Annotated in this window: 14 protein-coding genes; 3 read left to right on the forward strand and 11 right to left on the reverse strand. The window is 61.3% G+C overall.

From position 1 onward, the window contains the following. The first annotated feature begins 1 nt into the window (after nucleotide 1). Nucleotides 2–514, forward strand: a complete 513-nt coding sequence (locus tag ACOZK4_RS03380) for a DUF4334 domain-containing protein (RefSeq protein WP_313526263.1) — start codon at nucleotides 2–4, stop codon at nucleotides 512–514. Between the two features lie 107 nt (nucleotides 515–621). Here ACOZK4_RS03380 and ligD read toward each other — a convergent pair whose 3' ends face one another. Genes ligD through ACOZK4_RS03395 form a run of 3 tightly spaced genes read right to left on the reverse strand, consistent with a single transcriptional unit; the run spans nucleotide 622 to nucleotide 3,447 of the window. Then, nucleotides 622–1,665 (reverse strand): non-homologous end-joining DNA ligase, encoded by a 1,044-nt coding sequence (ligD, locus tag ACOZK4_RS03385; protein WP_421590439.1) that lies wholly within the window; start codon nucleotides 1,663–1,665, stop codon nucleotides 622–624. Nucleotides 1,666–1,717: 52 nt separating this feature from the next. Continuing rightward, complete coding sequence (locus tag ACOZK4_RS03390; RefSeq protein ID WP_313526257.1) at nucleotides 1,718–2,530, reverse strand: Ku protein; 813 nt, start codon at nucleotides 2,528–2,530, stop codon at nucleotides 1,718–1,720. A gap of 11 nt (nucleotides 2,531–2,541) precedes the next feature. After that, nucleotides 2,542–3,447 (reverse strand): Ku protein, encoded by a 906-nt coding sequence (locus ACOZK4_RS03395; protein WP_421590441.1) that lies wholly within the window; start codon nucleotides 3,445–3,447, stop codon nucleotides 2,542–2,544. Between the two features lie 203 nt (nucleotides 3,448–3,650). On the opposite strand from ACOZK4_RS03395, the gene ACOZK4_RS03400 reads away from it, so the two are divergent. Further along, on the forward strand, nucleotides 3,651–3,833 hold the full coding sequence (locus ACOZK4_RS03400) for a hypothetical protein (RefSeq protein ID WP_313526252.1): 183 nt from the start codon (nucleotides 3,651–3,653) through the stop codon (nucleotides 3,831–3,833). Between the two features lie 18 nt (nucleotides 3,834–3,851). After that, nucleotides 3,852–4,748, forward strand: coding sequence for a hypothetical protein (locus ACOZK4_RS03405; protein ID WP_409530358.1), 897 nt, complete (start codon nucleotides 3,852–3,854; stop codon nucleotides 4,746–4,748). Here ACOZK4_RS03405 and xth read toward each other — a convergent pair. The 8 genes from xth to ACOZK4_RS03445 all read right to left on the reverse strand — a co-directional run bounded on the left by xth (nucleotide 4,745) and on the right by ACOZK4_RS03445 (nucleotide 10,853). Continuing rightward, a complete protein-coding gene (gene xth, locus ACOZK4_RS03410; RefSeq protein WP_313526247.1) occupies nucleotides 4,745–5,533 on the reverse strand; it encodes an exodeoxyribonuclease III in 789 nt (262 codons plus the stop codon). The genes ACOZK4_RS03405 and xth overlap by 4 nt on opposite strands. Before the next feature lie 9 nt (nucleotides 5,534–5,542). Next, nucleotides 5,543–5,800: a hypothetical protein gene (locus tag ACOZK4_RS03415; RefSeq protein ID WP_313526244.1), complete on the reverse strand. Its 258-nt coding sequence runs from the start codon at nucleotides 5,798–5,800 to the stop codon at nucleotides 5,543–5,545. A gap of 143 nt (nucleotides 5,801–5,943) precedes the next feature. Then, nucleotides 5,944–6,282 carry a DUF982 domain-containing protein gene (locus tag ACOZK4_RS03420; protein WP_421590444.1) on the reverse strand — a complete coding sequence of 113 codons (339 nt, stop codon included), beginning with the start codon at nucleotides 6,280–6,282 and terminating at the stop codon, nucleotides 5,944–5,946. Between the two features lie 7 nt (nucleotides 6,283–6,289). Next, nucleotides 6,290–6,472 carry a hypothetical protein gene (locus ACOZK4_RS03425; RefSeq protein WP_313526238.1) on the reverse strand — a complete coding sequence of 61 codons (183 nt, stop codon included), beginning with the start codon at nucleotides 6,470–6,472 and terminating at the stop codon, nucleotides 6,290–6,292. Between the two features lie 264 nt (nucleotides 6,473–6,736). After that, a complete protein-coding gene (locus ACOZK4_RS03430; protein ID WP_313526236.1) occupies nucleotides 6,737–6,940 on the reverse strand; it encodes a hypothetical protein in 204 nt (67 codons plus the stop codon). After that, nucleotides 6,940–7,530 carry an SOS response-associated peptidase gene (locus ACOZK4_RS03435; RefSeq protein WP_313526234.1) on the reverse strand — a complete coding sequence of 197 codons (591 nt, stop codon included), beginning with the start codon at nucleotides 7,528–7,530 and terminating at the stop codon, nucleotides 6,940–6,942. The genes ACOZK4_RS03430 and ACOZK4_RS03435 overlap by 1 nt, the downstream gene beginning before the upstream one ends. A 92-nt stretch (nucleotides 7,531–7,622) precedes the next feature. After that, on the reverse strand, nucleotides 7,623–8,744 hold the full coding sequence (gene dinB / locus ACOZK4_RS03440; RefSeq protein ID WP_421590446.1) for a DNA polymerase IV: 1,122 nt from the start codon (nucleotides 8,742–8,744) through the stop codon (nucleotides 7,623–7,625). A 39-nt stretch (nucleotides 8,745–8,783) separates the two neighbouring features. Then, a complete protein-coding gene (locus ACOZK4_RS03445; RefSeq protein ID WP_421590448.1) occupies nucleotides 8,784–10,853 on the reverse strand; it encodes an ATP-dependent helicase in 2,070 nt (689 codons plus the stop codon). Nucleotides 10,854–10,921 lie beyond the last annotated feature (68 nt).

Here is a 10,921-nt window from a genome sequence, read left to right on the forward strand (position 1 = left end):
GTTGGAAAACCAGCAAACGGCACTTGAGAGATTTCGGCGGCTGCCGCCGATTGAGCCGCACGACCTCGTCGGCCTATGGAAAGGGCGGGGCATCCCGTCGGACCATCCGCTCGATGGCGTGCTGGAGAATCTCGGCTGGTTCGGCAAGCGGTTTACCCCGGAGATGCGAGCGGACGCCTTACTATTCTCGTCGGGAGAGCACCGTTTGATCGCGATCGATCCCAGGCGAATTCCCCTTCGGTTGGCGCTCCGCTTTCACAAGTTCGGCAGGACGCGCATCGCACGAAACCTGTTCTCCTATCTGGTTCGCGGGTTGCGCGCGAACGGTCCTGTCGCCTCTGTCAGAATGCTTGCCTTCGACGGCATTGCGAGCGCCGCCATGATCTACGACGAGCAGCTGATCGTCGACCATTTCCGAAGGATCGACGACAAGCGCCTCATGGGAGTGATGGTAATGAGGCATGACGATCGGCAATTCTTTTTCGAGCTTGAGCACGTCGACGGTTCGACATAATTGATCCGATCACCCGTGTTGGTGCCGATTATCACCACAGCTCATGTGCTGCGGCGTCCTGGTGAAAAGGCACCCCGACAGGATCACGCGCCCTATCCACCGGCCAGCTAGTCCCTGATCTCGAACACCGCGGCATTGTCCTGGAGTTCGCGCAGTCCCTTGTAGGAGGCGTGGCGCAGATTTCCGTCGTCCGTCCAGCCGCGAAACTCGATCTCGGCGATGAGCGTCGGCTGGGCGAAGACGTAGTTCTTGCCCTTCAGCGGCACGACGGGCCTTTTGGTCTTCAGCTTGTCGAGCGTCTTGCGCAGGTATTCCGCGTCGGCGGCCTTGAATCCCGTCCCGACTGAACCGACAGACACCCAGCCGTTGCCCTTGCGTCCCGCCAGCAGCAGGCTTCCGATGCCACCGCGCGCAGCGTCCGACTGCTCGTAACCGACGACCATGAAGCTCTCGCTCTGGACGCACTTGATCTTGATCCAGTCACCGGTGCGGCCGGATCGATAGGGACTGTCGCGGTGCTTGGCGATGATGCCTTCGAGGCCCATCCTGCATGCGTTCGCGAGGAGCGCGGCTCCGTCCCCATGAGCTTCTTCCGAGAGCTGCACCGCGCCGACCGCGTCGTCGAGAAAGTCCTCGAGCAGGTGCCGGCGAACGGCGAGCTCCGTCCTGGTCAGGTCGTGGCCGTCGAAATAGAGGAGGTCGAAGGCGAAGAACACCGCCTCGGTCGAGGCGCGCTTACCACCTCGCCCGCCGAGCGAGCGCTGAAGCGCCCCGAAATCCGAATACCCGTCCTTGTTGAGGACCACGGCCTCGCCATCGAGAATGGCGGTCCCCACACCGAGGTTGCTGGCGGCCTCGGCGATCTTGGGGAAGCGATGGGTCCAGTCGTGTCCGCCGCGCGTGATGATCCGTACGCCCTTCGGTTCGATGCTGATCGCCAGGCGATAGCCGTCCCATTTGAGTTCGTAGAGCCAGTCCGATCCTTCCGGCGGCGCGGGCCGCCGCAAGGCGAGACACGGCTCGACGCGATCCGGCATCGGATCGAACGGCAGGCTCGGCTGCTCGGGATCCCGCTTGCGCACCGGACGCGACTGGAGCGTCTCGTGGGACTCGTCGTAAAGGGGGATGGCGGATTGGCGCTTTCGTTTCATCGGTGTCCATCACATGCGGAGAGTCCGAACATAGGTGTCTTCCGTGAAGAATTCAGGATGCGCGCTTGCCTTTCTCGCCGGCTGCCAAGCTTTTGCGCAGCGCATCCATGATGTCGATGACATTGTCGCCGGACGGGCGATCCTCACCCTTGGCCTTGCCCCTCCGCGACGATTTCAGCGCCTTCTTCTTTTTGGCGATGATATCGAGCAAGGCGTCCTGCACCGGGTCGGACACCATGTCCGCTGACCATTTCCTGGTGTGCTGTTTGATGAACTTCTGCACCAGCGGAGTAAGCTCGGGGTCCGCCTTGTCATCGATGTCTTCGAAGTAGGATTCCTCCGGCCGGACTTCGTCGCCGAAGCGCAGCGTCCAGAGCACGATGCCCTCGCCGCGCGGCTCGAGCACGACAGCCCGTTCGCGCCGACCAATCACAAGCCTGGATATGCCGAACACCTTGTCAGCGGACATGGCGTCACGGATGACGGCGAAGGCCTCGTGTCCGACAGGATCGTCCGGGACGAGGTAATGCGGCTTCTCCAGATAAATCCATTCGATGCTGTCGCGCGGAACGAACTTGTCGATATCGATCGTTTTGACCGTGTCGAGGGCGACGGCATCAAGCTCATCATCGGTAAGAAGCACGTAGTCGTTCTCGCCGCGGGCGTAGCCCTTCATCTCGTCCTCATCCTTGACGGGTTTGCGTGTGACCGCATCGACATATTGCGAGACGACCCGGTTGCCCGTTTCCTTGTTGAGAGTATGAAACCGCACCTTCTCGCTTTCGGACGTCGCCGGCGACATCGAGACCGGGCAGGTCACGAGAGAGAGCTTGAGATAGCCTTTCCAATAGGGGCGGGGCGCCATCGTCTCTCTCCTCAACTGGCTTTACGCTGGGCAGCCGCGTCACGGCTCGACTTCGAGGCATGCGTGCGTGTTGCGGGCTTTTGGCCGGCGCCCTTGTCGGCATTGGCAGCTGCGCGCTTCGGCTTGTCGTCGCCAGCCTTCAGCATCTTGGCGCTCTCGCGTAGGGCCGCGAGCAGATCATCAGGCTTCGAGACCTTGACCTCCTTGCGCTTCGGCAGGGCCTTGCCCTCGATCTTCGCCTTCACCAGTTCGGCGACGGCCGCTTCGTACCGATCGTCGAACGCGGCCGGATCGAAAGAGCCCTTTTTTGTGGCAATGATGTGCTTGGCGAGGTCGAGCATCTCGCCCTTGATGCGTAGCTTCGGAATCTCTTCGAACGCCTTTTCCGACGAGCGGACCTCATAGTCATATTGCATGGTGGTCGCGATCAGGCCTTTGCCGTGCGTCCGGATCAGGACCGTGCGCATCCGCCTGAACAGCACCGTGCGGGCGACTGCGGCGACCTGGGATTTCTCCATCGCCTCGCGCAGCGCCGTGAACGCATCGGACGAGACACGGTCGGTCGGGACGAGATAGTAGGGCTTGTCGAAATAGACGTCGTCGACATCGGAGCAGGGGATGAAGGCTTCGACCATGAGCGTCTTGTTGCTTTCCGGGATCGTGGCCGCGACCTCCTCAGGATCGATCATGAGGTATTGTCCGTTCTCGATCTCGAAACCCTTTGTCTGGTCCTCGCGTTCGACCTCCTTGCCCGTGTCACTGTCGATGAAGATGCGGTTGACGCGGTTCCCTGTCCGTTTGTTGATCGTGTGAAACGAAATGCGTTCGGAGGTGCTGGCGGCCGTATAGAGACCCACCCCGCAACTGACTTCGCCGAACTTGATAAAACCCTTCCACTGGGCACGATGACCGACCATCTCGATACTCCCGACTCGACGCAACCAAAGCGAGTCAAGCGAATCACTTGCGATTTTGTTCCGCCTCTAAAATGAATCAGAAACCAATGGCTTAGGGTCCGCGCCGCTCGACTAGTGCGAGTCCGGAATATGCTTTTGATTCGTTGCATCTTTTGCCTGGAGCCGGGCGTTCTTCCAACATCGCAATCGGAAAGGAAGAAGTCATGACAAAGCGTGAGACCATCGATACAGGGACCGACAAACGCTATGTTCGCCGAGACGAGAAGGGCCAGTTCAAGGAAAGCGTCGATGTCAGCCGCTCCCTGTCTGCCGACCGTCGCTACAAGGCCAAAAATGAGGCCAAGCCAGGAGAAGGTGACCACGGCGACCGGCCTACCGAGCATTGACGAATGGCGGATGCATCCTTGGATGAGACAATGGGCGACAATGTCGAATCGGAGATGGTTGATGGTGAAGGCGGCGACGAGCGTGCCGCCGTCTCGTTTCCGTTTGACCGGATGACGGTCCAGCGATTTCGGCAGGAGTTTCCGCGCGCTCGCTGGAGCGATCGGCGCAAGGCTTGGCTCGTCCCTGGAAAGACGGCCCGGCGGCGCTTCGACCGCTGGAGAGCCAAGGAGGAATCCCGCGCCGATCCGTTTGCAGAGGAGAAGGGAAGAGACGCTTTCGCCTTCGAGCCGATCCTTAGTCCCTATCTGAGCGTCGACAAGGAAGGGTTTCGCCTCAGGACGCCCTATTCGCGAAAGATCGTGGAAGAGATCCGGCAGGTGCCCTTCGCGCGATGGGATGGAGATCACAAGATCTGGCGTGTTCCGTTCGCCTCCTACGACGAGCTCCTCCATCACTGGCAGGCGATCGAAGCCGAGGCGCAGCGCTGCGAGCCGGAGGAACGGCGCAAGCGTGCCGAGGCGCGAAAGGGCACCGAGGAAGAACGGAAAGCCCGTAGTCGCAAGGGCGAGCGCCGGCGTCGGCGCATTCCCCTTCCGGCGGGAGACCTCCCGCCGCTGGACCGGCCCATCACCACCGAAGCCTATGGCATTGTCATCGTCAGCGATATCACCGGTGAGCTGATCGAGCACGATGAGATCGCCGATCTCTATCCGGCCTTCGGTGAAGACCGGGTTTGGGGGTTTTGGCGCGTTCCGTCGTTGGAGGCACTGGTGCAGACGTGGCCGTCGAAGACCGCGCCTCAGGATGACGAGCGCCGACGTGGCTGGTGGCTGCCGACCATAGAGGAGCTTCGCGAAGCACGACGAGCCGCGCGGTCGCGTGAACGACGAAGCGCACAGCCGGCCTCGGCCTAGCCCGCATCGGCAGACGGCTCGATTTCGATCATGACTGGTGCGTGGTCGCTTGTGAGGTCCCAGCCGCGCGGCCGGCGCCGCACGCTCGCCGAACGCAGCCAGGGGGCGACAGCGGGACTGAGCAGGAAGTGGTCGATCCGCAGGCCCGCGTCGCGTTCGAAGGCATGGCGCCAATATTTCCAGAATGTATAGATCCGCTCGCCGGGATGGAGGTGACGAATGGCATCGGTCCAGCCTTGCGAAACCAGTTCGGCGTAAGCCTTGCGAACCTCCGGAAGAAACAGCGCATCGTCCCGCCAGCGCTCCGGAGCATACACATCCAGATCCGTTGGCATGACGTTAAAGTCGCCCACCAGCAGGGCGGGGACGTCGAGATCGATGAGCTCGCCGGCATAGGCGTGCAGGCGCTGAAACCAACGGAGTTTGTAGTCGAATTTCGGGCCGGGCGCGGGATTGCCGTTCGGAAGATAGAGGCAACCGATCAGCATGCCGTCGATGGCCGCCTCGATGTAGCGGCTATGGGTGTCGTCGGCGTCGCCGGGCAAGCCACGCCGCGTCAGGAGGGGAACAAGGTCTTTGGCTAGGATCGCCACGCCGTTCCAGCTTTTCTGGCCGTGCCAGACCGCGCCATAGCCGGCGCGCTCAAGTTCTGCGCGTGGGAACCGATCGTTCGGTGATTTCAGCTCCTGCAGGCACACCACGTCAGGGGAATCCTCCTTCAGCCAACGCAGCAGAACGGCGAGGCGCCCGTTGACCCCGTTGACGTTGTAGGTCGCGATCTTCATCGACGACCATTAGAACGGCGCTAGCGAAAAGCCGGTCGGCGGGCGAGCTTCGGCCGAATCGTTTGCCGGATCGGGGTCTTCGCGATAGGCCGTCGCCTGACGTTCGGCAGCGCGCTGGATCGCCTCAAATGCCACTTTGGGCGGCCAGCCGGCGATGACGGCATGATCCACAAGCTCGCGCACCGCGCCATCAATCGCGTTTTCGCACTCAAGCCTGACATCAGGACCGGTTGTCGGCTGTTTCGGAGGAGATATTCTGACATTCATGGCGGACCTCCTGTACGGCTCCAAAAAGACGCCCCGCTACAGTGGCGGGGCGGCAAGCCAACATCGTGAGGCGGAGAAATGCCGAGAGCGGCGGATTCGTTCCGGTCGATTGAACAGGCATACACCAGCCGTGGGTACGAGCCTTAGCGAACGACCGGCACGTTGGCTTCCCGCGCTGCGGCGAGGAATGCCAACCGGGCTCTGGATGGCGAGCATTTTCCTTCGATTGCCTTGGCCCAAAACGCGAGCGCCCGCTGGAACGCGCGTCCGTAGGTCACCGGCCACCTTTCCGCGAGGACGAACATGGCGTTCCGCGGGTCTTTGATCTCGATTGCGCGGGGCATACCTGGAAGGAGGATGGCGAGTGCATTGTCCCAAATAACAGAAAGCATTTCATTATTCCCAATCTGACCGGGGCGATAAACGCGGTTCAGGCAAAGTGGTTCCCTTCGGATCGAGGAAATTTTGGCGGCTTTCTGCATGGACGACTTAATTGCCCATCTTCGTCGGGACTTCCTCCCCCGGAACGGGCGTGACGTCGGGAGCTTCCTCCGGAACGACATCCGGTCCGGGTTCTTCAATTGGGCGATCGGGAATATCCGGTAGCGAGTCCGGCGTTTCTCCCGGAGGCATTTCCTGAGGTTTTTTCGGGTCTTTTGGATCGTCGGTCATGTTGGGCTCCTTTCTTGTCGACCAACCGTGACGATCCGGGGAATGTTCCGTCCGCTGGGTGGCAGGTACGTCAAAGTTTAAAGCGCCGACGAGGAATGGATGTAGAATGGCTCATCCGGGGGTGGGCTGTCGTCGGAATGTGTGTGTTTGCTTCAGCCAGCGACAGCCAAAAGCGAAAGGCCCGGCGGATGCTCGGGCCTTTCGTTTCTCATCGCGCCTCGAGGCCAATAGGCCCAGGCTCCGTTTGACAGCGGTCGATCCGGTTCAGGGACACCGCTTCGAGCGCCAGCGACCCTGCTGGTCGTAAACCAATCGCCAACGCCGGGCATCGCCGTCCGGATGCCAGTCTCCGAGCATCGCGACGCCGTCGCCAAATTCCACCACGCATTTTCCTTCGGTTGCTTCGGCATCCTCGATCCGGACTTCACCGCCCGGAAATGCATGGCTGTGAGGAAAGGCGAAGCGCATCAGCCGACCTGCTCCACCGAGAGTGATCCGGCCGGAAGGGGCTTGATCAGTGGTTTGGCGGACACCGAAGGATCGAGCCAATCGGCCCAACTGTCCCGTTCGAGAATGACGATCTGGCGGTCGTGATAGGGTGCGATGTCCGGCCCTGGCTCCATCGTCAACATTGTGTATGCCTCTCCCATGTCCTCTGTTTCACGCCATATGCCGGCAATGGCAAAGATCGGCTCACCGACCTTGCGGAACAGCCACTTGTCCTTGCGCTTCTTTTTTGGGTCAGCCGGAGTTGTGAACTCATAAAAACCGTCGGCGACGATGAGGCAGCGATTGGAGGTGAACTCTCGGCCTTCAGAGCGAAAATTATAGACCGGCTTTCTGGTCGGACTTGGCCAGCTCCATCGCCGCTGGACCAGTTCGCCGATGCCACGCTCGCCTTCGACGGTCCGGACGATAGGCCCGGTATCGGTGATCTTGATATCCTCGCGCGCCTCGATATTTGGGCGCCCCTCGGGAAACCGGATCTTGATCTTCAAGTGCTCGAATTCCTCGATGACCGAGGCCAGTTCGACCATCAGGCGATAATCGTTGCACATGGCTCCTCCGATTGGCGGGCTTCGTTGCGATGCAATGGCAATGTAAGGCGGCCCGGCCGAATTTCGACCGACGGGGCCTGAAGTCGACCAAACTAGATCTGCAGTTCGAGCTGGCCCGCCTCGCTCACCTCGTCATCGATGAAGGACGACAGCGTAATGCCGAGCAGGCGAATACCTTTTGCGGTCGGGAACAAGGGATCGAGCAGCAATTGCGCGATGGCTTCAAGATCGTCCATCGTGGCGATCGGCGCCGTCGTCGTCTTGCTGCGCGTGATGATCTGGAAGTCGGCATATTTGACCTTCAGCGTCACCGTGCGCCCATGGAGCCTCTTCGCCTCGCATTGACGCCAGACCTTCGTGGCGATTGGGGTGATTTCGGCGCGGGCCGCCGCGTGATCGAAGATGTCGATTGTGAAGGTGTCTTCCGCGCCGAGCGATTTGCGCGGTCGATCCGGCTGGACTGCCCGGTTATCGATGCCGCGCGAGATGTTGTAGTACCAGGCGCCAGACTTGCCGAAATTTTGCTGTAGGAAGGCCAGCGATTTCGCCTTAAGGTCTGCGCCGGTGAAGATGCCGAGCTGTTCCATTTTCGATGCGGTGGACGGCCCAACACCATGAAATTTCTTGACCGTGAGAGACTCGACGAAAGCAGGTCCGCTTTTTGGCGTGATGACGGCCTGACCGTTCGGCTTGTTCAAATCCGACGCCATCTTGGCCAAGAACTTGCAATAGGAAATACCGGCCGAGGCGTTGAGGCCGGTGACTTCCTTGATGCGCGCCCGGATGATTGTCGCGATCTCGGTGGCGATCGGGATGCCCTGCTTGTTTTCGGTGACATCAAGATAGGCTTCATCGAGGGAAAGCGGCTCTATCAGGTCCGTGTGCTCGGCAAATATCTCCCGGATCTGCGCGGAGACAGCGCGATAGGTTTCGAAGCGCGGCGGCACGAAGATGAGGTCCGGGCAGCGTCGTTTGGCGGTGACGGACGGAAGGGCGGAACGAACACCGAAAGCGCGTGCCTCGTAGCTCGCTGCGGCGACAACGCCGCGCGCCGCGGAGCCGCCGACGGCGACGGGCTTGCCGCGCAGTTCCGGATTGTCGCGCTGTTCGACGGAGGCGTAAAAGGCATCCATGTCGACATGGATGATGCGTCGGACCCGCTGCTCGCCATCCGCACCCATCGCCATCGTCTCGGTCGGGTCCTGTCTATCCATCGCCTTTGGCCGCGTACGCTCGCATCCTGCCCGCGTGTGTCACGTCCACATCGATCGCATTCGCGCGCCGACATCGATCCGGACGTTTCGCGTGCTCCGTTCAGTGGCCGATGTGCCGACCTTAGGCCAGCTCGTCACCTCGAAATACTGCAGGAGGGTCGCAGGAATGAAACGTGTCTTCTGCGCGGAGACGTAACGATCCCCCTGCGAATTCTGACCGTAGGTGTAGAAGCGCTGCGGCGTGATGAGGGCGAGACTGTCGCGCGCCCGCGTCATGCCGACATAAAGCAGCCGGCGCTCCTCTTCCAGTTCGGCTGTCGTGCCCGCGCCAAGGTCGGACGGGATGCAACCGTCGATGACGTTGAGCATAAACACCGAGCGCCACTCCTGACCCTTGGCCGAATGAATGGTCGAAAGGATCAGATAGTCCTCGTCGAGCAGCGGCACGCCAGCCTGGTCGCTGGTTGCGTCGGGTGGATCGAGCGTCAGCTCCGTCAGAAAACGTTCCCGGCTCGGATAGCCGCCGGCGATCTGTTCGAGCTGAAGGAGGTCGCCCTTGCGCGTGTCGGCATCCTCGTGGATGCGGTCGAGATGCGGCTCGTACCACGTCCTGACCGTTCCGATCTCCGCCGGCCAGCCGGCCTCGGCCTTGCGCAGGGCGGTAACCAGCGTGACGAAGGCGGGCCAGTCGTCGCCGCTCTTGGGCGGCGGCGGGATCTCGGCGAGCGACTGGAGCGGCTCGGGATCGGCCGCGATCGTGTCGAGGATTTTGCCGGCCGTCTGCGGACCGATGCCCGGAAGAAGCTGGAGCAACCGAAATCCGGCAACGCGGTCGCGCGGGTTTTGGGCAAAGCGCAGGACGGCGAGCAGGTCCTTGACATGAGCAGCGTCGAGAAACTTCAAGCCGCCGTACTTCACGAAGGGCACGTTCCGGCGGGTCAGCTCGATTTCCAGCGCGCTGGAGTGGTTCGAGCTGCGAAACAGCACGGCCTGCTGTTTGAGGGCGACGCCGACCTCGCGGGCGGCCAGAACCTGCTCGACGATATAGGCAGCCTGGTCGATCTCATCCTTCACCGTCACCAGCATCGGCCGCTGTTCGGAGGTGCGATCGGTCCAAAGGTTTTTGGTATAGCGCTCGCGCGCAAGGCCGATGACGCCGTTGGCGGCCGCCAGGATCGGCTGCGTCGACCGATAATTGCGGTCGAGCGTGATCACGTCGGCCGGCCGCGGTGAGAATTCCTGCGGGAAATCCAGGATGTTGCGGATGGTGGCCGCCCGGAACGAATAGATCGATTGAGCATCATCGCCGACGACAGTCAGACCGCGGCCGCCCGGCTTCAGCGACATCAGGATGGCCGCCTGCAAGCGGTTGGTGTCCTGATACTCGTCGACCAAGACATAATCGAAGCGACCGCCGACGTCGTCGGCCAGATCCGGGTCCGAGACCATCTGCGCCCAGTAGAGGAGGAGGTCGTCGTAATCCAGGACGTTCTGCGCCTGTTTGGCCTCGACATAGCCTGCGAACAGCGCCTTCAATTCCTGTTCCCATTCTTGCGCCCAAGGATAGGCGGTCTTCAGAACCTCGCCGATCGAAGTCTTAGCGTTCACCACCCGGGAATAGATCGCGATGCAGGTGGCCTTGGTGGGAAACCGGCTTTGCCTTGAGGAAAAACCAAGCTGATGGCGAACAAGATTCATGAGGTCCGCGCTGTCTTCGCGGTCATGGATCGTGAAATCGGCACCAAGCCTGATCTGTTCGGCATACATGCGAAGCAGTCGCGCGCCGATGCCATGGAACGTCCCCGCCCAGGCGAGCGCATCGGTCATGATCGCGGCATTGTCACCCAGCGCCTGCCGGCAGATCCGTTGCACCCGCCGCGTCATCTCGGTTGCCGCGCGGCGGGAAAACGTCATCAGCAGAATGCGGCGCGGATCGGCGCCATTGACGATCAGATGCGCGACGCGGTGCGCCAGCGTATTGGTCTTGCCACTCCCGGCGCCTGCGATGATCAGCAGCGGGCCGCCGATCTGTCCATCGGGAAGGCCGACGCCATGTTCGACCGCCTCGCGCTGGCGATTGTTGAGTTTTTCGAGATGAGCCGCCGCCATTTGTCCCCAGCACGCATAAGAAAATTTTCCTGACCCTCCATCGGCCAGATATCCCCTTGATGCAGCTA

Source organism: Shinella sp. M27, from assembly GCF_049199905.1.
Lineage (GTDB): Bacteria > Pseudomonadota > Alphaproteobacteria > Rhizobiales > Rhizobiaceae > Shinella.

What these genes read in the sequence shown, in the direction of transcription:
- ACOZK4_RS03390 (WP_313526257.1), bottom strand. Translation starts at nt 2,530, where the DNA reads ATGGCGCCCCGCCCCTATTGGAAAGGCTATCTCAAGCTCTCTCTCGTG.
- dinB (WP_421590446.1), bottom strand. Translation starts at nt 8,744, where the DNA reads ATGGATAGACAGGACCCGACCGAGACGATGGCGATGGGTGCGGATGGC.
- ACOZK4_RS03435 (WP_313526234.1), bottom strand. Translation starts at nt 7,530, where the DNA reads ATGTGCAACGATTATCGCCTGATGGTCGAACTGGCCTCGGTCATCGAG.
- ACOZK4_RS03425 (WP_313526238.1), bottom strand. Translation starts at nt 6,472, where the DNA reads ATGACCGACGATCCAAAAGACCCGAAAAAACCTCAGGAAATGCCTCCG.
- xth (WP_313526247.1), bottom strand. Translation starts at nt 5,533, where the DNA reads ATGAAGATCGCGACCTACAACGTCAACGGGGTCAACGGGCGCCTCGCC.
- ACOZK4_RS03415 (WP_313526244.1), bottom strand. Translation starts at nt 5,800, where the DNA reads ATGAATGTCAGAATATCTCCTCCGAAACAGCCGACAACCGGTCCTGAT.
- ACOZK4_RS03430 (WP_313526236.1), bottom strand. Translation starts at nt 6,940, where the DNA reads ATGCGCTTCGCCTTTCCTCACAGCCATGCATTTCCGGGCGGTGAAGTC.
- ACOZK4_RS03395 (WP_421590441.1), bottom strand. Translation starts at nt 3,447, where the DNA reads ATGGTCGGTCATCGTGCCCAGTGGAAGGGTTTTATCAAGTTCGGCGAA.
- ACOZK4_RS03420 (WP_421590444.1), bottom strand. Translation starts at nt 6,282, where the DNA reads ATGCAGAAAGCCGCCAAAATTTCCTCGATCCGAAGGGAACCACTTTGC.
- ligD (WP_421590439.1), bottom strand. Translation starts at nt 1,665, where the DNA reads ATGAAACGAAAGCGCCAATCCGCCATCCCCCTTTACGACGAGTCCCAC.
- ACOZK4_RS03445 (WP_421590448.1), bottom strand. Translation starts at nt 10,853, where the DNA reads ATGGCGGCGGCTCATCTCGAAAAACTCAACAATCGCCAGCGCGAGGCG.
- ACOZK4_RS03400 (WP_313526252.1), top strand. Translation starts at nt 3,651, where the DNA reads ATGACAAAGCGTGAGACCATCGATACAGGGACCGACAAACGCTATGTT.